Source organism: Bacillus sp. MT94 (genome assembly GCF_058792475.1).
In genome coordinates, this window is record NZ_JBXAEZ010000001.1 from 34861 (window position 1) to 55552 (window position 20692).

Below are 20692 nucleotides of genomic sequence, written 5' to 3' on the forward strand. Positions count from 1 at the left end.
CGCTATAAGTCTCTGCACCTGCCATTCAAATGAACGCTTTGGCACAGGATTACCATATGCTTATACACTTAGGTTTCCCTGTTTTGAGTGAGATTTTAATTCGGCAATCCCTTTACCGAATACAATGCTTTTCATTTCTTTTCTAAGCAATTCAAAAGCATTTGCTAGAGTAGGAATGGTAGTACTATTTAGTTCCTTCATATTATATATCTTCAAGATATATAGACATTCTGGAGTATCTGACCATTTATTTATAAGCTGTTTTATATGATGCTGAGTCTCTTTTAGTGTCTCTCTTTTATAATTTCGAATATCCTCAAACAAGTGATAAGTAAATCCCTTAATTTGGCAAGTGATTTGACTATGTACATCTAAACCTTTCTTAAAGGCTTCAATTAGTACCGGTTCTTGTGTTACTATTGCGAGCCAACGTAATTCTTGTTGTATGTATACCGCCATTTTCATGGTATTTCAACACTCCTTAAAGGAGCCGGATTAGACTATACCTTCTGTTGCATTCCTGCAAATAATGGGCGAATTTTGTGACTACTAAGCCCATAGCCTACCGTATAAATGAGTTCGATTGATTTATCAATTCTGGTTGATAGACGACTCATTATTTTGTTAACTATGAATCGAGATGATAATTAACAAGCAGTCGTTGCACTTCTTGTCACTAGAAGCACAGGATTCGCTCCACCGTTACATGAGGGCGTTCCCTGTTTTGAGTAGGTTTAGATTAACGACTTCAGCCAACGTTTTGTAAACTGAAGTCAATACTGGTGAACAATCTACCTCTTTCTGCTCTAAAGGCCATACGTATAAAATCAGCTTTACTTGGTACTTGTTGTCATTGTAGTAATGCAAGGCTCTTTATCCTTGCTCTCTTTTTTCAAAGAGTATCGGACTATATCATCACCCTGTTGTAGAAGGGTGGATCGCTTTCGTGCTTATTTCGCCTGTTCTAGGTTAATTTAAGTAGTCTCTGCACCTTTCTAATATCCCTATTAGACTTGGCTCAGGATTGACATAGGTAATTACCCTTAGTTTCCCCTGAATTAACGATCTGCTTACACATAAAGTCACCTTTATGCAGCCCACAACTTTAGGTTTGGTGACGAGCAACTCATACGGCCTGTTTTAGTTCCTACAGAGTTATAGATAGGATGGATTTTATTATCAATAGTACCTTGTTGTTCTTTGGGTAGGGAGTCACAAAAAGAACTTATTAATTTCACTAAGCGACGATATTCTAGAATTAGAGGAATTACAGGATGCTTTGATAGATTATGTATCAGCGTTTTTCTATCTGTTTTTAGTTTGGAAATCACACTTTTGCAACCTTTGTCATATTCCATGATAGGTTTTAGAATAGCGTTATCAATATAAAGTTTTTGGGCCAAATGGGCTGGAGAATTTATATTAAACAAAGTGCTTGTTAATTTATTTACGCCATTATATTTATTTTGTTGCTTAGGTGGGTGTATACAATTATTTAATGTGATAGTGGAACCTAGGTAATTCAATATTTCTTTTTTTACGGATTGTAATTTCGTTTGGAGTATTTGTTTTACATCATTACTTAGAAATTCTTCACTAATTTTAATTCCTTTTCTTTCAGCGGTAGTAAGTACGGCTATTAAAGGCATCTCTATTTCCCTAAATAATTTATATATAGAAACAAGATTAAATTTAGGGTTTTCAAAAATTCTTTTCTGATACTCGAATACAGACTTTAGCATAAAAATATCATAGCAAGCGAAGTAGGTAGCTACATGATGTTGTAGCTGATCATAGAGTGTCTTTTCAATCATATATTTTTTTCTATCAATGGTATTTAAAATGGTTCCATTTGAAATAAGACGAGGTAATACATATTCTTTATACCATTCTTTTACACCTTTTGGATGGTTCTCATTTAATAGGCTTGCAGCTATCTCAGTATCCCAAAAGATATTATATGTAATGTCAAAATCACACCAATTATATAGAGCATGAATGTGTTGCTTACTGTTACTAAGTATTAATAAGGTATCTTTCTCTAATAGTGGTGAGAGTTTTTTCATCGTGTATTCTAGACTTAATGTAGAGATATGCTGTGATAATCCATGTTTAAAAGGCTTAATAGGTATATAAAAAAAACTGTTATCAATAAATCCAATCGTAATTGAGATGATTGAGTCTTTAAAAGGATTAAAACCAGTGGATTTCGTATCAATAAATGTATAAGCTTGCGAATGTAAGGTTTTATACACCTTATACTTGGTAATAAATTCTTCAAATTGTTCAGGTGTATGTATTAAATAGTAATTTGAAGGTAGTTTTACTGAATGATTAATTCCGTGAACATATTGATTTTGTTTTATCGTAATCTTTTTTTTCTCATTTTTTTTTATACGAGTTTTTTGTGTGCTTTCTTTTACTTCGCGCCTATTTAATAGTGTAAAAATGTCCTGATTGGATTCATTTGATTTAAAAAACAAAATTTACAACTCCTTACTTCAAAAAGGGACGAAATAATCGTCCCTTTCTATATTTAATAATAGAAATTAAAATTCCATACTGTTTTCTAAAATGGTAATTTATGATTAGTAGTTCTCAATTGTTCCTTTTCATCAAAACCTTCAGTAGCCAATGGAAGAGTAGGGGAACTACATTGAAACTGTGCTTGCTGTAAATTATATATTGTTGATGCTGCATTCATAAATTCTTGGATTTCATCAGGACTATGAGAAGTTATATATGTTGATATATCAAGCATTTCAATTTCATTAAAGTCTGGTTTCTTTAATATAGGTTCTTCATCCACTGAAGTATAATGGTATGGTTTAGCTGAATAAGTGGTATCATTAGCACCTGTTCCACTTCTAGAAATAGTGACAAAGTCTTTTGTAGGATCAATCATGTAAAAATTAAAATCTGTGTGTAATTTTTGAATGTGAGTTTTCGCTAAAGAGACTAGCTTAATCTTATTATCTAATGGATCATATACACGTAATTTAATCTTTAAATTCGGATATTTACTCGGATTAACGTGACAAAGGGGGCACACACCTGTCCCTGGACAACGTATATATTTGGGTTTTAAGGTGGGTTCATAATGCTCGCGAATACCAACCAGATTTTCATACCAATCGATAAATAAAAGTGTAAGTGGTTTTTTATCTTTAAACGTAAGAAAGGTATTTCCCACTTTTAAAATTGCATCTAATCCTTTTATTGTTGTCATACTTTATTTCCTCCTTAAATTGACAGGATATATAATGTTATTAAATTGTTATATATCGGTATAAAGGTTTATTTAAATTAATTTTGTTTATTCTATTTATATAAATAAACAGAAATTAATTTTTTAAATGCAGACTGTAAGTTATAAATCTAGCTAATATTTAATAGTAACAAATCAATAATTAAGCTTAATAATTTTCCAGTAAAGTTCATGTAATGAAGTGTTATATATAAAAGAAGGCTGAAATCTAATAAGAAACAGATAAAACGCCTTTGAAAATTATTGTCGATGTTGTATACTAGTTGTATATACTAGACTAATTAATAGTTATCGTAATAACTAATTAAAAAGTTGCGGAATTTATAATAAAAATAAAAGTTACTTTTGTTTACAAAATGTTCTTAATTATTTTACAATATTTTTAGGTGATTGTTGTTTGAGATAGTAGGGAACTAAGTATATTAACAACAATAAATGCTACGCAATTTCTTTAATGCTCTTGTTGAGTGCGATTTATTAATTTTAAGTTCGTTTGCGATTTCAGCTAAATTCATACAGACTCCTAAGCCGTCATATAGCATGTATTCGATAACATGTTGTTCAGTCGGAGTAAATTTATTTCTATGTATTTCATAATCTGCTTTAACAATTGAGAATTCATATCCTTGTTCGTAAGACTCTTGGCAAAATGTAGGGCAATTGTTTTCACTAGATTCGTCTTCAATAAATCCATCACAATAAAATACAGAAGTCGAATTTTGTTCTACCATTCTATTTGTATAACGATAGTAATCAACCACGGTTCTTTTAATAATTGTTTGACAGAATGAAGGTAGCTTTTCAGATGGAACTGTTGTTTGTTGAAGAGATTTCATTATGCGCAAGATACAATCTTGTTTCACATCCTCTTTGTCTTGATTTCTCACTTTAAATAATTCGAAATTAAAAATTTTAGCTATAGATTCAGAGTTTAGTATTTCCATTATTAAATCTTGAAAGTTTATAGTTGCTGTGTTCATTATATAAATCCCCTTTATTTGAATGAATTAAAATTTACTGCTTAGTAAACTAATTGAATTTGTATTTAATTTATCTAGTAATCCCATTTTAAGTAAGTCATTGGAGTCGATTTTTGAATCTTCAGTGAATTGGGGTGGATAGAGCGTATGATTGACCGTGAATCCTTCCTGTATTAATTGTTTTGTTGCTTTTTGTGTTGCATCTTTTCCAGCTTTGTCATTGTCAAAAAATAGATCAACAATCTCTATACCTGCTAGATGTAATTCGCGTATTTGGTTTTTAAATAATAATTTCCCATTAATTGCAACAGCAGGAATACCTACTTGATAGTTACTCATTACATCTATAGGAGATTCTACGATACGAACTCTTTTAATTCGATTGGCTGATGTACGTAATTGATTAATTAAATGAAGTCCAAATAAAATATCTTTTTTGTTTGGTAATCCTTCGTTGATAAATTTTGAACCCTTATAATTGCTTCCAATTTTTCGTTTTTGTAAAAAGCGAAGATCCCCTTTTCGAGTACGCTGCGGAAATACTATACATTTATTTCTGACATCTATTTTTATTTCGTAAGTATCTAAAGTCTTCATGTTTATTCCACGCTGATTAATTAAATAGGACATTGCTACATTGTAAATCCCTTGATTTTTAAATTTTTCCGCATCCAATTTTTTGAGTGTTTCTTCGGATAACGTATTTGCTTTTATACATTTTTTTCTTGTAGCTAAGAGTTTTGAAATGTCTAAAGGTTTACGATTGTTTTCAAAATAGTAATTCGATAATAGGGCTTTTAATCCGTTGCCTTGTTCTAAAACAAAAGCGGTTTCAATTACACAATCTATGGTTCCTAAGTATCCACAACAGAAACAGTGTGTGTGATAGGGAGGGGTTTTAGAAATACCAAATGATGGTCTTGTTTCTGTATGATTCGGACAGCAACACATTATATAATTGCCGTTATCATTTTTCTTTGAAAATGCTGCATGGTTACTTTGATATCTAAGGGAATACTGATACTTAAAACGCAAATCATCTATTAGATTTGGTATATCAAGTGATGTATTTTCGAGAATTTCTATATTTTTTGCTTTTTGCATGTATTTTCATCTCCATTATTAAGACTAGAAGAACTGTTTTTCATACTGATTGTTTATGGTACTAATCAGTCCGGTATCAAAGTTATATCGCACAATGAAACTTTGACCACTAGCATTGCCACGATTTTTTATAACCTGTACTTTAAAGGTAGTTTCATTTATTTTGATAATAGATATACCTTTGCTAGCATCTTGGAAAATTGCATAAGTTTCCCCGATATCTTCACCAGTCATCGTGCTATCATTTAGACTTTTTTTTATTCTTTTAGCGGACTCTCTGTTAGCTTGTGCTACTACATAACCTGGAATTCCTGTTCCTAAAATCATTTCACGTACTGCTGCTGATATATCAAATAATCTTTGTCTTAAATCCCCAAAATTATTATTGGAGCTATTTAAACGTACTTTGGATAATTGATCTAAAACAAAGCGAGTATGTCCTTCAGACTCAAGGATGCGTTGTATTTCAGTAACTGTATAGGGGCGACCACCATTTTTTTGAATATCATAGATGACCATATCTTTTTGCTTTTTCTTTAGTTGATCTAAAAAGAAGATATAACGGTCTTTTTGTTCAGCTGACATAGTACCACGTTGTATGCCTAAATTTGATACACCAGCCAGGACATGATCCCAATTTCGGGCAATTTCTTCGGCACGTTGTTCTAAAGCAAAGTATGCAGGGAAATCCCACTCGATATTACTATTCCAAGCGGACATTAACATAAATGAGGATATTAATGTTTTTCCCATGTTAGATGGTGCGAAAACAAGAAAATAATCAGTTTCTTGCCCATCACTTACTAATCCATTAGTCACTAAATCTAATGTTTTAAAGCCTGTAGTCGCTCCTAAAATTTCATTTTCATCTCTACCATGAATTGATAAGTATTTACTCTTACGTGTATCCGCCATTCCAGTATATGAGTATCCTTTGTTGTCAATATTCGCAAGTTTTAACATATTCGTGGCATTTAATTTAATATCTAAAATAGCTTCTACAGTTTTCTTTTCAGCGACAAGGTTTGCTGCTTTTTGAAGAAAGGGCTTGAATTTTCTATGTAACCAATCTTCTTTAAGAGCATCTACTACAAATTCTGTTTTTTCTAATTCGACCATTTCAAATTCTTCAAATATATTCATTACGGTTTCTATTGTTGGAAGTTGTTTTTGTGATTTTTTAAAATTTTTAATGTAATTAAAAATATCTTTATGTATAGGAAAGTGTTCTTCATCAAGACCATTTTTATCAACTGAAGACCAATCTTTGTTTTCTAATATATGGTTTAATAGTTGTAATTCTTCAATGGATGGCATAATATAGACTCCTTTTCATCTAATCTCGACATAATAATCGATGTGATAATGGAAATAGTTGCGATTTTTTTAATAACAAAACACGGAACTTATGTTCGTTTTTAGGGCGAAAAAATAAAACGTATGTTCTTTTGTGATTTGAAATAAAACGTATGTTCTATTTTTATCGAAAAATAAAAGAACTTATGTTCGTTTTTGGGGCGTAAAAGAATAGAAGATTAAATCAGATCCCTAATGGAATAAAGCATCTTACTATCCAAAACAGATATTGATGCTTTATTAAGTTCTGATTAACTTCTTTTGTTTTACGGGTATTTATATATAAGGATTTAATGCATTTCTACTCAATTCATAAGCTGAAAATTTAATCATGTAAATTAGTATACTATGGAAATATATTAATTGTAATACTATTTTTACATATTTATCATATTATTGTTAAATGGATTCTAGAAAGAACCCGTTACATGACGAGATCTTTATATAATTGGCTTCAGAATATAACTTTTTTCTTGTCTTCTATCACGACCTCCTAATTGATATACAACAGTATTAAATAGCATACGAGATGTAATAATATCCCCAAGACAATTCTCTTGTTCTAATAGTTGGAGTGTAAGATTAGAAGTGAAAAATGTTGATTTTTTGTTTTCTTTACGAAAATCAATCACATCATAAGTAAAATCCTTAATATAATTTGTAAATCTTCCATTTCCTATATCATCAAGTATTAGTAGGGGAACCGTCTTCATGAGTTTTACTTGTTGTAAAACTTTTTGTGTGAAATCTTCATCATTTAATTGATAAATTTGCCGTAGATCATTTGCCCATGAACCATACTTAATATAGAGTACAAGCGGAGACTCAAAATTAAATAAAGAAGGATTCATTACTGATTTAAATATATATTCCATTGCAAAGGCTATAGCAGTATATGATTTACCAGTTCCTTTTTGTGGATGTATAAAAGCGAGATTATTTCCATTCTTAACAATTTCCTCTATTGAATTAAAAGTATCTATAATGTAATCTTTGTACATTTTGTTATCCGTGTCTATTATAAAATTTCTTTTATTTGCATTTTGATATTCTAAAGGAATCTGAGAAAGCTTTATAGCTTGATTAAGTAAGATATAACCGCCACACTCAGGATTTATCGTATAATCCTGTGGCAGGGGAGTAGTACCATTTCTACGTTGGCACCAATCTCTAACGACACATTGTGCACAAGTAACATAAGGTTCATTCAATATTCACACCACCCATTATGCTTATAAATTATTTATATGATTTTGTACTTTCAAAACTGTTATATAATAGATTGATTTTTAAATATAAAATTACTAGTCAATAATTCAATATTTAATTCTTTTTTCTCTAAAACATGAAGGAATAAAGCATTTAAGTGATTTATTGTATTTTGCTGAATCTCCATATGATGTAATGAATATTTATTTTGATTAAGAAAAGACAATATTGAATTCTTGCATTTCATAATATCCTTCCAACCATATTTTTTTGCAAGTGTATCCATTATTTCCCATATCATTTCTGATACTTTTAGGAGTGGAATCTTATCACATTCTATTATGTAGTATCGATTACTTTTTCCGCGACCTGGGACCTCTTTTTTTATAAATCCTTTTTCAACTAATTCATTAATATAACGAATAATTGTATTTATTGAGCAGGAACAAGATATAGATAATCTATAAATACTTGGGAATGCAAATTCTCCTTTTTTATAAATGTAATTCAAAATGTTAGAATACACCAATTTTGCGTGAGTACTTAGGCCAATACAGTGAGCTACCATGCTAGGAGTGCTTATATGCCCTTTGTTGTATGAGCTATTGTATATAAATTCTCTTTCTTTTGAATTTGGCATCGTTTTATACAATTAAAACACCTCTTTCTATTATAAGTATCGTTTTATATGCTGAAAAAGTTGAGGGGGAATTTTAAGGAAATAAAAAATAATTCTACATTCAGATAAAAAATAATCCAATTTACCTATAATACTATTAAATAAAATCCAATAAACACGTAGTTTTTTAATAATGGAAAGCTTTAATTGTTTATATTCTTGCGTAGTTTGGGTTTGATTATAAAGAGCGATTATAAAGCGGGTATTACAACTTGAATAGTTTAGAGGTGATGATATGAAGAGTAATTGGAAATCTCATCCGATTTGTGAATTAGGAGATCAAATTGGAAAAGCTATTATGCTTACATGTAAAGAAAATGCATATATTGGTGGTTTAAAAGACATCACTGAAAAATCCATTATGATTGAAGTTGGTGAGGGGATGGTTATTGCTGTGGACCGTACTGTATTAAATGATGAATCAATAGAACTACATGTTGTGGGAGGATAAAAGATTGTCTGATTTTGTTATAAGTGAAAATACGCGTAATAGTATTAGTACTATTAATGCTCCTAGACCAAAATTAGATCCCCGAGATCCTAATATTGGGAAAATAGCATTGGTTAAAGAAGGGGCATATAAGGGTCTAAAAGGTATAATATATCCACCTACTAAGGAATTGAAATATGATGGAGAGTTTGTAAAAGGATTTACAGGGCATTATGAAGTAGAAAAACTCTATCATGTAATGTTCTTTTTTGAAGATGGTGCATTTTTTTGTGCAATGGAGACAGATTTAATGGATTTAGAGGTAGAAGGGGGTATATTCATTATTGATGACGGAGATGGAACTGTTGCAAAACCCTATGGATGTGGTGAAAGATTATATACGTCGGTTCCAGAAATTTATCATGAATTACCTTTAAATAAATCAGGTTATATCATTATCAATACCTACCAAAGCAGGCGGGTAGATTCTGTATTTAAAGTGTTTTGGATTAACGATCTTACTACACCAATAGGACAAACTCATACACGCGTGCATGGAGTAGTTTTTAATAGTCCACATGATATAATATTTTATTATGATCCCAGGTATAACCCAAATAAAATAGTCATTAAGAATGATTATATAGGAAATTGGTATCATAAAGTCAATTGTCTTACAGAACTTGATGGCTCAATATTTAAGCCGTATACCTGTGGGACTAATATTGTTCTTAATAGTCCCATAGATATGAAAAAGTGTTTTTTTCAACTAATTGAACGTACAGGGGAAGTTGAAGTTGTATATAAATACTTGGGAGATCCTAAAAGTGAGGCTTCATTAGAAGTGTTTTGGCAGAATGAAGTCATAGGGAAAGTAAACACTAAGGAAAAAAATTTTGAGGAGAAAAGCATTATCTTTAGTGTAGATGAAATCAAAATGTTTAATCCTCAGGTGAGAGTTACAGTACATGGACACTGGGAAGTGAAAGTAAAATGTCCGGTAAATAAGGGGATATCAAAGTTAAGAGAAAAGAATTTTTGAGTACTAGTGGTATGGGTTCGTTAAAAGTTGAACTGACCCCAGAAAGTTTGACAAGTCGTTTCATTAGGCAGCTTTTAGGGCATGAGTTCGATATTGTACCGGGCTCATGCCTTTTAATTTTGCCTTAATTCGTTTGTGATTATAATAATCGATATATTTTTCAAATTCTTATTTAAAATGTTCTATGCTTTCAAAATCTTTTAGATAAAGAAATTCAGATTTCATAATACCAAAGAAACTTTCAATAATCGCATTATCGTAACATCTTTGATACAAGTGAATAGGTTGGTCTTGAATCAATTGTATAAGCGATTATCTCTCAATTAAATAGATCTAGCATCGGTGATAAGTAGAGCTTCTCGCCGCATAATTTAAATTCTGTTATGTCTGTAACTCATTTTTCGTTTGGCTTTTTAGCCTTAAAGTTACGTTCTAAAATATTTGGCGTAATCTTACCTACTTTCCCTTTATAAGAGCGATATTTTTTCATACGAACTAGGCTCTTTAAACCTAACTTTTTCACAATTCGTTGAACTTTTTTAAATAAGCATTCTCCATACGCAAACGCTCCAATTCAGCTTGTAATGCTTCTACTGACTCTTCTGTTTGTGTTTGTTTCTTTCTTAATTGATTTTTGATTGTCCTTAGTCATAGACTGACGCCCCTTTTTCTTAGATTTAAGGGCGTCTACTCCTTTTTGACGTAGCTGAATACGCCATTTTCTAATAAGTCCAGATGAAGAAATATTAAAAATAACTGCCGTTTCGTTTGGAGACGTCCCATTTTCGAACATATAATTTGGTAAGCCTAGTTTATACTGTACAAAATACGTTGTATAGCCTTTTTCAAATGCTCGGATTCCATGATATTCAAATTGTTTTATACATATTCGAACCACGTCGTGATTCGCTCTCAATGATTTCGCAATATCTTTTATACTCTCACTTCCATCTTGATAATGTATTGCTGCATTCATTTTGTTTTCTGAAGTAAATTTAGTTATAAAAAAACTACACCTCCAATTGTTAGACTGTGTCTAACAATTGGAGGTGTAGTTCATAAGAAGTAACCTGTTTTTATTTATACATTAAAAAATCGGCGGAGTAACAGAAAATAAGACTATCGCATTTTTCTCAAAATGATTCACCCATTTATGTTTCAAATAAGCAGGTATCTTTACACTGTCGCCAGTTTCTAATACGTATTCTTCCTCGTTTAAATATAATGTGATTTTCCCATCTAAGACAAATGCTAATTCTTCTCCTTTATGTTCTAGCACATTTTCTGATGAAGCTGTATTAGGCGGGACGGTCATAATTGCTGTTGCTAAATTTCCAGTGAAATCAGGTGAAAGCATTTCATATGATAAATTATCGATAATCATTTTCTTTCGTTTATGGGAACGTACAATTAAATCGTCTGTATTTGTATCTTCAAGTAAAAAGCTAAATGTTGGCACATCAAGAGCTTTAGCAAGCACTTTTAATGTTTGAATAGAAGGGTTAGCGGACCCACGCTCAATTTGACTTAACATAGATGGTGTAATATCGGCCATCTTTGCTAGTTCTTTACTAGTTAAACCTTTTTCTTTTCTTTGTTTTTCAATTTTTTTACCAATATCTATATTTTCCATAATGAAAATCTCCTTAATGGTTATTAAATTATATTTAAATAAATTAAATTAAAATTAACTAAAGTTAACGATTTGTGTTAAACTATATTAAAATTAATTTAATTATAATTTATTATATGGTGAGCTACAAGGATATAAGGAGGAAACAAAATGAAAGAAATAGGGGCATTACAAGCAGAATACCCATTAGTGAATAAACTTATTGCAACAGAAGAAGTATTTTGGATAAATCCAAACATAGAAAAGTATGCAACAGCAATAAAAGATACACCATTGAATGAAGAGAATGTAAAAGATGCGGAAGAGAGATTAAAGCGTTTTGCACCATATATTGCGAAAGTTTTTCCTGAAACGAAAGGGACGAACGGCATAATCGAATCATCTTTAGTGAAAATACCTTCTATGAAAGAAGCTTTAGAGACAAATTACAAGCAACCTATTTTAGGAGAATTATTATTAAAATGTGATAGTCATCTTCCGATATCAGGATCAATTAAAGCTAGGGGCGGCATTTATGAAGTGTTGAAACATGCTGAACAACTAGCATTGCAGCATGGTATGTTAACAGAAGAAGATGATTATTCCATTTTAGATAGTGATACATGTAGAGAGTTTTTTGCCAAATATTCAATTGCGGTCGGTTCAACAGGAAATTTAGGGCTAAGCATTGGGATTATGAGTGCGAAACTAGGTTTTAACGTAACGGTTCATATGTCAGCAGATGCGAAACAATGGAAAAAAGATTTATTAAGAAGTAAAGGTGTAAACGTTATTGAGTATGAAGCTGATTATAGTAAAGCAGTAGAAGAGGGGCGTCAGCAAGCAGATGCCGATCCTAGCTGTTATTTTGTAGATGATGAAAATTCCCATGATTTATTTTTAGGATACGCAGTAGCAGCATCGCGATTACAAAAGCAATTAGAAGAGTTAGAGATTGTAGTAAATGAAGAGCATCCTTTATTCGTTTACCTTCCGTGCGGAGTAGGAGGCGGACCTGGCGGCGTCGCATTTGGTTTAAAGTTATTGTATAAAGACAACGTGCACTGCTTCTTTGCGGAGCCTACGCACTCTCCATGCATGTTACTCGGTTTAATTACAGGACTTCATGATAAAATTGCTGTTCAAGATATCGGGATTGATAATGTAACAGACGCGGACGGACTAGCGGTAGGAAGACCGTCTGGATTTGTCGGTAAAACGATGGAACCATTTTTGAGTGGGAATTACACAGTAAGCGATGAAGAGTTATATAGATTGTTAAAAGAACTAGCTGACACGGAGAATATTTATTTAGAGCCTTCTGCACTAGCAGGTATGATTGGGCCAGTGAAAGTATGTAAAGAAGATGAGTATTTACAAAAGCAACAGTTAACAGAGAAGTTGAAAAAAGGTACTCATATTGTGTGGGGAACGGGTGGAAGTATGGTTCCTAAAGATGTAATGAATGAATACTATAGGAAAGGTTTGGAATTAACGATATAAGAAAAATGAGGCTAGTTGTAGCCTCATTTTTTCATGTACATAAAAATCTTTGTTATTTTCACAATAGTTCTTTATAGTATATATAAAGGATAACTAATATTGAATAAATACAACAAAAAAGCTTTATTTTACATAATAAGAGGATGTGTATACGATGTCATTACAGACTAAATATATAGCGGGTATTTCGCTTGGGGTTATGGGTGTCGGCTTTGCGGCTTCTATCCCTTTTCAAGGAACGGTAGCAGGAGAGATTATACAAGGGGGATTTGAAGCTGGATTGGTTGGCGGGCTTGCAGATTGGTTCGCGGTTACTGCTTTATTCCGTCATCCGATGGGAATACCAATTCCGCATACAGCTTTGTTACCTAAAAACCGTAAACGGGTAACGAAAGGGCTCATCAATACGTTAGAAAATGAATGGCTGACGAAAGAAAGTATTACGAATAAAGTAAAAGAGATGCAGTTAGCACAAATGGTACTGCAAATTGCTGAGAGAGAAATGCAGTCTGATGCTGTGAAAAAAGGCATTGTAACGATTGCTGAGAAAGCGATTGTTTCAATCGATACGGAAAAATTAGCGGTTATTATTGAAAAAGAATTAAAGACGTATTTACATACAATTAATACAAGTAACATTTTACAAGTGCTTGTTGATCAATTAGTAGTGCAAGAATATGATGAAAAGACACTTGATTACATACTAGTAAAAGTGAAAGAATGGACAGCGCAAGATGAAGCTCGATACCAGCTCGGAAGCTTAGGTATGAAGGCGATGGAAAATATAAAAGTAGATGGATTTTTACAGTTTACATTGAAATCGTTTATGAATATTGTAGATGAAGATAAAATTGGCGGCATTTTGCAGAAATTTATTATTAGCAATATTAACAGCTTACAAGATGCAGATAATAGTACGAGACAACTTATTTTATCGAAAATTCGTCAAGAAATTATAAATGTAAAAGAAAATGAAGCGTTACTACAAGAATTAGAAAATTGGAAAGAAAAATGGATTGCCAATTGGGATGCTACTGACAAAATAAAAGAGATGCTGGAGCAAGTACAACAAAGAGCAGTTGCTTTTGTAAATAATGAAGAATTTGCTGATAAATATGTTATTCCATTTTTACAAAAACAAATGAATAAAATAAAAGAAGATGAACAGACAGTTCAAAAAATAGAAGATTGGTTACAAAAACAAGTTGTAAGTCTTGTTGAGAAGAACCATTCGAAAATTGGTAAGCTTGTACAAGAAAACCTTGATAAGTTAGATGATAAGACGTTAATCGAAATGATTGAAAATAACGTCGGTAAAGATTTACAGTGGATCCGAGTGAACGGGGCGGTTTGCGGATTTATGATTGGATTAGTGTTAGAAGGAATTAAAGCGATTATATGAGAAAAACCTTCCGCAATTGCGGAAGGTTTTTTATTTTTCGAGAACACTCATATTCAAATTATAAGCTTTCTCAATATTTAACTTGTACGTCCCATTTCCAGTTTTAATCGAATTTTTATACCAATGTTCTTGGTTGTTTAATTCTGGATGTTCTTCTGAAGAAGTATTTTCGTTTTTCGTTAAATCTTCTACTTGTTCCCAAGGTGTACTTCCATGGGTTTCTTTTTGATTCGTTACTGCTGTTAAAGATACATCACTTTCTTTTGCAAGATGGACAGACACTCTTGAGCTTTCCTGTACAAACCAATTATTTTGTAATTGACCTGGATAAAGAGATAGTTCGTTATTTGAAGCACGGATTTCCACATTTTTATTTTGCGGAAGAACAAGCGTTGGTTTCACCTGTGGTGCTGAATTAAATAATGTATGCTGAACAGGTAAAGATTTTAAAGTGATATACATCGTTTCTCCAGCCGTTTGAACTGAAAGGAAATCATCTCGTTTTAAATTGAGTTTTTCATTTGCTTTCGTTGTCATTTCATAAGTTCCCAAAAGATGAATTTGATTTGTATTATTTCCCTCTATCGTTAGAGGCTGATGTCCTGCATCTACTACGATTTTTTTGATAGATTCAGGTATATCAAATTGTCCGTCTGGAATATTACTCGTTTGCCTCGTTGTGTTAATAGAGTGACGAACTTCTTCTAGTAATCCAGTTGATAATAAACAGTAAAAAGCAATTCCGACGCTTCCTAAAACACCGATAAAGAAAATACTAAAAATATCATATTTAATAAATGATTGTTCCTTCTTAGAAAATAGAAGGTATAGTAAAACTTCAGCTCCAAGTATGATAAGTAAAACTGGCCACCATGCAGTTAGTGTATCTAATACTTGAATTCCTTTTATGACTGAAAATAGTAAAAAGCATCCTAACGATATAATAGAAAGCCCCATTGAGAATGTTCCAACACGCCAAGTCCTCATTCGCTTGTCCCACCTTTGTTTTCTTTATTTCCAAGTAACAATTTAAAGCCGCCACCAATTAAAAGGAGCGCAACGATAGATGTTTGGAAATAGCGATAATATAGTTCACTAAGATGAATATTAAATATAGTTACAAAATAATCATTCAAAATAGGAAGGACTGTTTGATTTAATAAATAATAACCACCGAGTGTAATTAATCCGATACCGATCCATCTTTGATGATTTATAAAATAATCGATAATGGGTTCGTCTTGTACTCGTTCTTTTCCGTATTTTGCTGTTTGCTGTAACGCATCAAAAAAGCTATAGAACCAAATGATTGGTACTAAAAATAAAAACGCAGAAAGTCTTAATAAGTCGAGTAAATAAATAGATAGTAAAAAGGCTGCCATAAGCTGAAGACCACGGCGTTGTAAACCTAAATACATATGACCTGCTCCAGGGAACATCGCTAAAATAGAAGCAAATGTTTTACTTTTCTTTCCTTGCTCTCGATGTTCTTCAAACTCTTCGAAAATAGTACGATCATCTAGTTGCTCGCCACGTTCTTTTTTCTGGAGTTGCTGAACAACATCGAAGAAATTGTAAATCCATAAAACAGGTAATGTAATAAGGAAGATAAGAAAACTTTCTTGCGATGTTAAAAGTGCAACGAAAATAATCATACTTCCGATTCCTGTGCAAGCTACTAAAAACGTAAGACCACGTTGCATAAGTCCTAATTGGAAATGGCCAAGTCCAGGGATGATAGATAGGAGAATGATATAAAATCGTTCGCTCTCTTTAGAGGAATTTATCAATTCTCCAGCTTCTTGTTTTTTCGTTTGTTTTATAATGGTGATAACTAAATCTAGTAAGTTAATTACCCATAGAACAGCTAGTAAAAATAGAGAAAGAAAAGCAATATCACGTTCTCTTACTACTATGGTACAGAATACTGCAAAGGAGAATAGAAATAAAGATCCTCCGCTATATAAAATAAACCGTCCTAGCTTTTTTAAGTATAAATGTCCAAGCCCAGGAATTAGCCCTAATACAAGTGCTAAAAAGGGGTTTTTATTCATGCTTTAAACCTCCGTCCTTTTTTGATGTATCTACCGATTTGTTTACAATTTGTTGTGAGATAGAAGACTCGTTATGTTTTGAAGATTTCTCGAAATTTGATGTCGCTGTAAAAATATATTGGAATAAACCACTTACCATAAAAATAATTGTAGCCGCAGTCGCAATTATGTAGTGAATAATTGTGCGTTTTAGTGAGTTTGTTTTTATATTTTCATTAGGTTGTAGCGTTTCAAAATTAATTTGCGTCATAACTTCGTTCGTAAATGAATCATCATTTATCATTGGAAGGTTTTCATGTTGTTCATCAATACTTTCCATATAAAGTGTTAAACAATGATCACATTCGTAAAGATGTTCTTCCATAGATTCACGTTCATTGCTTTCTATAAAATCTAATGTATAATTGCGCCAATCTTCTTTTGAATAATGCATCATAGAAACTCTTCCTCCTTCCAATGTTTTTTAATCCATTTTCGTGCCCGATACAGTTTCATTTCAACTGTTTTCACTTCGATGTTTTCCTGTAAAGCAATTTCTTGATAGCTTTTTTCTTCTAAGTAATGTGCGAGAACGACGTCACGGTAATTTTCCGGAAGTTCTCTCAGTTTTTGAGCGATGAGTAATTTTTGCTCTTTCGTCAATAATAAATCCTCAATATTATGAGAGGATTTTATATTTCCCTCAGTTTCTTTACATAAGGAGAGTTCTTCGTTTTCTCTAGCTTTCTTCCTCTTATAATCAATAGCGTGATTGGTGGCAATACGCGCCATCCACGTTTTTAATCCGCGAAATTGATAATTAGGGAGAGAGGCGTGAATTTTTACGAATACTTCTTGTGTAACATCTTTCGCATCTTCTTCATGTCTTAAAATAGAAAAGATAACTTGGAAAATATAATGACGATATGTTTGCACAAGGATACGAAAAGCATGTTCGCTTCCTTGTTGTGCTTTTTCAATTAATTGTTTTTCCTCAATGGGTCTCTCCCTCCTTTTTGACGCATTCTATTATATAGACGTAAAGAATGATAAGTCACCCTACACATTTTATAAAAAAAGAATAATATATTTTTTGTAGGAGAGCTAGATGAAAAAAGGTGTGAAAAAATGGTAAAGAGAAGTATATAATGAGCAAGTGGGAAATGTTACACGTAGAAAGGATGTGAATGTTAGTAGGAGGAAGGTCCATACTAACAAACATGAAAATTACAATATTGATAGCAGATGATAACTCTTTTATTAGAGAGGGCATGAAAATTATTTTAAATACATACGAAGAGTTTGAAGTAGTAGATACAGTAAATGATGGGAAGGAAGCAGTGGAGTATTGCAAAAAGAACGACGTTGATATCGCTCTATTAGATGTTCGCATGCCAAATATGAACGGGGTAGAGGCGACGAAATTCATTTGTGAAGAGACGAAAACAAAACCGCTTATTTTAACGACGTTTGATGATGATGAATATATTTTGGATGCAGTAAAAAACGGAGCTAAAGGTTATTTATTAAAAAATAACGATCCGGAGCGGATTCGTGATGCGATAAAAGGAGTATATAACGGTCAAACTGTTATGCAAGATGTTGTCCTCGATAAAATTAAGTCTAATTTAATGGAAAGTAAAGAGGAAGAATGTAAAATTGATAAGAGTCTTTTCACAGAAAGGGAGCTTAGTATTATCGCATTAATTGCAAAAGGTTTCTCAAATAAAGAAATTTCGAAACAGCTTTTTATATCTGAGGGAACAATTGCAAATTATATTACGTCAGTTTTAGGGAAAACTGGACTTGAACATCGCACACAAATTGCGATTTATTACTTAACAGGGAAAGTAGATTAATGATATGGAATTTTGGTTAACTGTAAGTAAATTAATTGTCTTTTTATATATTGTGTTTAGTTATATTTACGCAAATGTAGCAAATTTACCGTGGGTTATATTTACTTTACTTATTTACCTCTCTGTAAACGTAATGATTTCTATATTTAAAAAAGATACGTATAAAAAAATATTAATCTGTATGTCCATTGGCGTAGTTATGTTATTTACATGGAGGGTTCATCCATTTTTTATTTTGTTTTTACCTTTGAATTTATACGAAATTACATTCTATTACATAGAAAAGAATTGGCCACGCTTTGTCATTATGATGCTCCCAATTACAATTGCAGATGAAAGTATTCGAATGACTTATGGATTAATTGTCGCATTTTCTTTTCTCGTTTTAACTATTGCAGATCGATATATATCGCGTGTAGTAAAGCTTGAATCGCAAAATGATAAGATGCGAAAAGATATGCAACGACTTACGAAAAGCTTACATGAAAATAAAGAGTACATAAGACAATCAGAATACACGTTTAAGTTAGAAGAAAGAAATCGGTTATCACAAGAAATTCATGATAAAATTGGCCACTCGATGACGGGTGCATTAATTCAAATGGAAGCAGCAAAGAGATTAATGGGGATAGATAAAGAAAAATCAGCGGAGTTATTACAAAATGCAATTCACATTTCAAAAGATGGAATTGAAAGTATTCGCATTACATTAAAAAATATGAAGCCACCAACTGAGCAAATTGGCATTCACCGTATGAAATTATTCATAGAGGAATTTGCCGGTAAGAATGATGTGAATATTCCTTTTGTATACAAAGGGAACTTAGATATGATTTCTCCCATTCAGTGGAAAATTATCGGTGAGAATGTTACAGAAGCACTAACAAATGCAATGAAATATGCTGATGCGACAGTCATTTCTATAGATATTCATGTACTTAACAAGATGGTAAAGGTACAAGTGAAGGATAACGGAAAAGGGGTAGCTCTTATTAAAAAAGGTCTCGGTATTATGGGGATGGAGGAGCGAACGGCGTCTGTAAACGGAAAAATTATTGTAGATGGGAAAAGTGGTTTTTCAGTAACGATGTTGTTGCCAATATAAAGAGAATGGTACGAGGATGAACCATCTCATATGAAAAAAGTGAATATTCTCATGTGAAAAGAATGAACTTCTGCACTGAGCAGGTTCATTCTTTTTGTTTATACTAAAAGCAGAGAAACCAAAATAGGGGTGAAAATGATGAATACATTAGAAATTAAAAATTTAACGAAAAAATTTGGTGATTTCATCGCAGTTGATAATATGTCTTTATCTATTAAAGAAGGAGAAATATTTGGCTTTTTAGGATCAAATGGTGCTGGTAAGAGTACAACGATAAATATGATTGCTGGTTTGTTAAGAAGTAATGAAGGTGAAATTAGCATACTAGGAAAAAATATAAAGAAACATAATCGATTTGCAAAGATGAATATCGGTATTGTTCCACAAGATATTGCGATTTATGAAGAGTTAACTGCCTATGAAAATGTGAAATTCTTTGCTGGATTGTACGGATTACGAGGAGCTGAATTAAAAGCTAGGGTAGAGGAAGCTCTTCAATTTGTAGGACTTAGTGATAAACAGAAAAGCTATCCGAAGAACTTTTCTGGTGGGATGAAAAGAAGATTAAATATTGCTTGTGCAATTGCACATAGACCGAAGTTAATTATTATGGATGAACCGACAGTTGGAATTGATCCGCAGTCAAGGAACTATATTCTTCAGTCTGTCCGGAAGTTAAATGAAATGGGAAGCACTATTATTTACACGAGCCACTACATGGAAGAAGTAGAAGAGATTTGTACGAAAATCGCAATTGTCGACCACGGTAAAGTGATTGCAGAAGGTACGAAAGAACAGTTAAAAGCGATTATTACAGATACGAAAGATATTTGGATTGAAGTGAAGTCAGTAGAAAATTTAGATGTAGAAAAGTTAAAAGAGATAAACGGTGTGAAAGCTGTTCAGATTGAAGAGAACGTAATCAAGGTAAACTCGGATGCAGGATTAAATAATTTAAATCAAATTATTCAGCATTTCATTAATCATGACATTGAAATTCGTTCGTTAGAGGAGCAGGCTCCAAACTTAGAAACAGTATTTCTTACGTTAACCGGAAGAAACTTACGAGATAAATAAAAGGTAAATGAAGAAAAGGTAAAGGGAGGTTCA

At 32.2% G+C, this 20692-nt stretch carries 20 protein-coding genes and 1 pseudogene; 7 read left to right on the plus strand and 14 right to left on the minus strand.

Annotated elements, in window-relative coordinates; genetic code table 11:
* Positions 1-60: 60 nt before the first annotated feature.
* From AC1Q51_RS00150 to AC1Q51_RS00185, 8 genes are all read right to left on the minus strand, one after another.
* Entirely contained in the window at positions 61-465 is a 405-nt protein-coding gene (locus AC1Q51_RS00150; protein ID WP_090976104.1) for a DNA polymerase I, read from the minus strand.
* Positions 466-1088: 623 nt separating this feature from the next.
* Positions 1089-2483, minus strand: a complete 1395-nt coding sequence (locus AC1Q51_RS00155; protein ID WP_090976106.1) for a DNA polymerase — start codon at positions 2481-2483, stop codon at positions 1089-1091.
* 86 nt (positions 2484-2569) lie between these two features.
* Positions 2570-3229 (minus strand): hypothetical protein, encoded by a 660-nt coding sequence (locus AC1Q51_RS00160; RefSeq protein ID WP_046945437.1) that lies wholly within the window; start codon positions 3227-3229, stop codon positions 2570-2572.
* 461 nt (positions 3230-3690) lie between these two features.
* Positions 3691-4248, minus strand: coding sequence for an RNA polymerase sigma factor (locus AC1Q51_RS00165; RefSeq protein WP_046945436.1), 558 nt, complete (start codon positions 4246-4248; stop codon positions 3691-3693).
* A 27-nt stretch (positions 4249-4275) separates the two neighbouring features.
* The gene (locus AC1Q51_RS00170) at positions 4276-5352 is read right to left on the minus strand and encodes a toprim domain-containing protein (protein WP_090976108.1); all 1077 of its coding nucleotides are present in this window, start codon (positions 5350-5352) and stop codon (positions 4276-4278) included.
* Between the two features lie 24 nt (positions 5353-5376).
* Positions 5377-6669: a DnaB-like helicase C-terminal domain-containing protein gene (locus AC1Q51_RS00175; protein WP_090976110.1), complete on the minus strand. Its 1293-nt coding sequence runs from the start codon at positions 6667-6669 to the stop codon at positions 5377-5379.
* A 479-nt stretch (positions 6670-7148) separates the two neighbouring features.
* Positions 7149-7919 (minus strand): ATP-binding protein, encoded by a 771-nt coding sequence (locus AC1Q51_RS00180; protein WP_046945433.1) that lies wholly within the window; start codon positions 7917-7919, stop codon positions 7149-7151.
* Positions 7920-7978: 59 nt separating this feature from the next.
* Positions 7979-8557 (minus strand): helix-turn-helix domain-containing protein, encoded by a 579-nt coding sequence (locus tag AC1Q51_RS00185; RefSeq protein WP_492331290.1) that lies wholly within the window; start codon positions 8555-8557, stop codon positions 7979-7981.
* Positions 8558-8831: 274 nt separating this feature from the next.
* On the opposite strand from AC1Q51_RS00185, the gene AC1Q51_RS00190 reads away from it, so the two are divergent.
* Positions 8832-9047 carry a hypothetical protein gene (locus AC1Q51_RS00190; protein ID WP_046945431.1) on the plus strand — a complete coding sequence of 72 codons (216 nt, stop codon included), beginning with the start codon at positions 8832-8834 and terminating at the stop codon, positions 9045-9047.
* 4 nt (positions 9048-9051) lie between these two features.
* Positions 9052-10068, plus strand: coding sequence for a hypothetical protein (locus tag AC1Q51_RS00195; RefSeq protein WP_090976112.1), 1017 nt, complete (start codon positions 9052-9054; stop codon positions 10066-10068).
* A 63-nt stretch (positions 10069-10131) separates the two neighbouring features.
* Here the strand turns inward: AC1Q51_RS00195 and AC1Q51_RS00200 are convergent.
* Together AC1Q51_RS00200 and AC1Q51_RS00205 are read right to left on the minus strand one after the other, a co-directional pair.
* Positions 10132-11071, minus strand: a pseudogene (locus AC1Q51_RS00200) (IS3 family transposase).
* Positions 11072-11155: 84 nt separating this feature from the next.
* Positions 11156-11701 carry a helix-turn-helix domain-containing protein gene (locus AC1Q51_RS00205; protein ID WP_000427637.1) on the minus strand — a complete coding sequence of 182 codons (546 nt, stop codon included), beginning with the start codon at positions 11699-11701 and terminating at the stop codon, positions 11156-11158.
* Positions 11702-11851: 150 nt separating this feature from the next.
* On the opposite strand from AC1Q51_RS00205, the gene dsdA reads away from it, so the two are divergent.
* Positions 11852-13183 carry a D-serine ammonia-lyase gene (gene dsdA / locus AC1Q51_RS00210; RefSeq protein ID WP_090976114.1) on the plus strand — a complete coding sequence of 444 codons (1332 nt, stop codon included), beginning with the start codon at positions 11852-11854 and terminating at the stop codon, positions 13181-13183.
* Between the two features lie 154 nt (positions 13184-13337).
* The gene (locus AC1Q51_RS00215) at positions 13338-14585 is read left to right on the plus strand and encodes a DUF445 domain-containing protein (protein ID WP_016109732.1); all 1248 of its coding nucleotides are present in this window, start codon (positions 13338-13340) and stop codon (positions 14583-14585) included.
* A 30-nt stretch (positions 14586-14615) separates the two neighbouring features.
* Here the strand turns inward: AC1Q51_RS00215 and exsE are convergent, their stop codons facing one another.
* From exsE to AC1Q51_RS00235, 4 genes are read right to left on the minus strand one after another with little or no spacing between them, the layout of a single operon-like run.
* The gene (gene exsE / locus AC1Q51_RS00220) at positions 14616-15572 is read right to left on the minus strand and encodes an exosporium protein ExsE (protein ID WP_090976116.1); all 957 of its coding nucleotides are present in this window, start codon (positions 15570-15572) and stop codon (positions 14616-14618) included.
* On the minus strand, positions 15569-16639 hold the full coding sequence (locus tag AC1Q51_RS00225; protein WP_001039116.1) for a hypothetical protein: 1071 nt from the start codon (positions 16637-16639) through the stop codon (positions 15569-15571). Before AC1Q51_RS00225 ends, exsE begins: the two co-directional genes overlap by 4 nt.
* Complete coding sequence (locus tag AC1Q51_RS00230) at positions 16632-17075, minus strand: hypothetical protein (RefSeq protein WP_065228606.1); 444 nt, start codon at positions 17073-17075, stop codon at positions 16632-16634. Before AC1Q51_RS00230 ends, AC1Q51_RS00225 begins: the two co-directional genes overlap by 8 nt.
* Positions 17072-17554: an RNA polymerase sigma factor gene (locus tag AC1Q51_RS00235; RefSeq protein ID WP_232339738.1), complete on the minus strand. Its 483-nt coding sequence runs from the start codon at positions 17552-17554 to the stop codon at positions 17072-17074. Before AC1Q51_RS00235 ends, AC1Q51_RS00230 begins: the two co-directional genes overlap by 4 nt.
* 284 nt (positions 17555-17838) lie before the next feature.
* On the opposite strand from AC1Q51_RS00235, the gene AC1Q51_RS00240 reads away from it, so the two are divergent.
* The 3 genes from AC1Q51_RS00240 (at position 17839) to AC1Q51_RS00250 (ending at position 20659) form a co-directional block, all read left to right on the plus strand.
* Positions 17839-18477: a response regulator transcription factor gene (locus tag AC1Q51_RS00240; RefSeq protein WP_000704780.1), complete on the plus strand. Its 639-nt coding sequence runs from the start codon at positions 17839-17841 to the stop codon at positions 18475-18477.
* A gap of 4 nt (positions 18478-18481) precedes the next feature.
* Positions 18482-19582, plus strand: coding sequence for a sensor histidine kinase (locus tag AC1Q51_RS00245; protein ID WP_492331291.1), 1101 nt, complete (start codon positions 18482-18484; stop codon positions 19580-19582).
* 138 nt (positions 19583-19720) lie between these two features.
* Positions 19721-20659 carry an ABC transporter ATP-binding protein gene (locus AC1Q51_RS00250; RefSeq protein WP_001093820.1) on the plus strand — a complete coding sequence of 313 codons (939 nt, stop codon included), beginning with the start codon at positions 19721-19723 and terminating at the stop codon, positions 20657-20659.
* Positions 20660-20692 lie beyond the last annotated feature (33 nt).

Coding starts and splice junctions, on each gene's coding strand:
- AC1Q51_RS00175 (WP_090976110.1), bottom strand. CDS start 6,669: ATGCCATCCATTGAAGAATTACAACTATTAAACCATATATTAGAAAAC.
- AC1Q51_RS00170 (WP_090976108.1), bottom strand. CDS start 5,352: ATGCAAAAAGCAAAAAATATAGAAATTCTCGAAAATACATCACTTGAT.
- exsE (WP_090976116.1), bottom strand. CDS start 15,572: ATGAGGACTTGGCGTGTTGGAACATTCTCAATGGGGCTTTCTATTATA.
- AC1Q51_RS00185 (WP_492331290.1), bottom strand. CDS start 8,557: ATGCCAAATTCAAAAGAAAGAGAATTTATATACAATAGCTCATACAAC.
- AC1Q51_RS00165 (WP_046945436.1), bottom strand. CDS start 4,248: ATGAACACAGCAACTATAAACTTTCAAGATTTAATAATGGAAATACTA.
- AC1Q51_RS00230 (WP_065228606.1), bottom strand. CDS start 17,075: ATGATGCATTATTCAAAAGAAGATTGGCGCAATTATACATTAGATTTT.
- AC1Q51_RS00160 (WP_046945437.1), bottom strand. CDS start 3,229: ATGACAACAATAAAAGGATTAGATGCAATTTTAAAAGTGGGAAATACC.
- dsdA (WP_090976114.1), top strand. CDS start 11,852: ATGAAAGAAATAGGGGCATTACAAGCAGAATACCCATTAGTGAATAAA.
- AC1Q51_RS00190 (WP_046945431.1), top strand. CDS start 8,832: ATGAAGAGTAATTGGAAATCTCATCCGATTTGTGAATTAGGAGATCAA.
- AC1Q51_RS00215 (WP_016109732.1), top strand. CDS start 13,338: ATGTCATTACAGACTAAATATATAGCGGGTATTTCGCTTGGGGTTATG.
- AC1Q51_RS00240 (WP_000704780.1), top strand. CDS start 17,839: ATGAAAATTACAATATTGATAGCAGATGATAACTCTTTTATTAGAGAG.
- AC1Q51_RS00205 (WP_000427637.1), bottom strand. CDS start 11,701: ATGGAAAATATAGATATTGGTAAAAAAATTGAAAAACAAAGAAAAGAA.
- AC1Q51_RS00245 (WP_492331291.1), top strand. CDS start 18,482: ATGGAATTTTGGTTAACTGTAAGTAAATTAATTGTCTTTTTATATATT.
- AC1Q51_RS00225 (WP_001039116.1), bottom strand. CDS start 16,639: ATGAATAAAAACCCCTTTTTAGCACTTGTATTAGGGCTAATTCCTGGG.
- AC1Q51_RS00250 (WP_001093820.1), top strand. CDS start 19,721: ATGAATACATTAGAAATTAAAAATTTAACGAAAAAATTTGGTGATTTC.
- AC1Q51_RS00150 (WP_090976104.1), bottom strand. CDS start 465: ATGAAAATGGCGGTATACATACAACAAGAATTACGTTGGCTCGCAATA.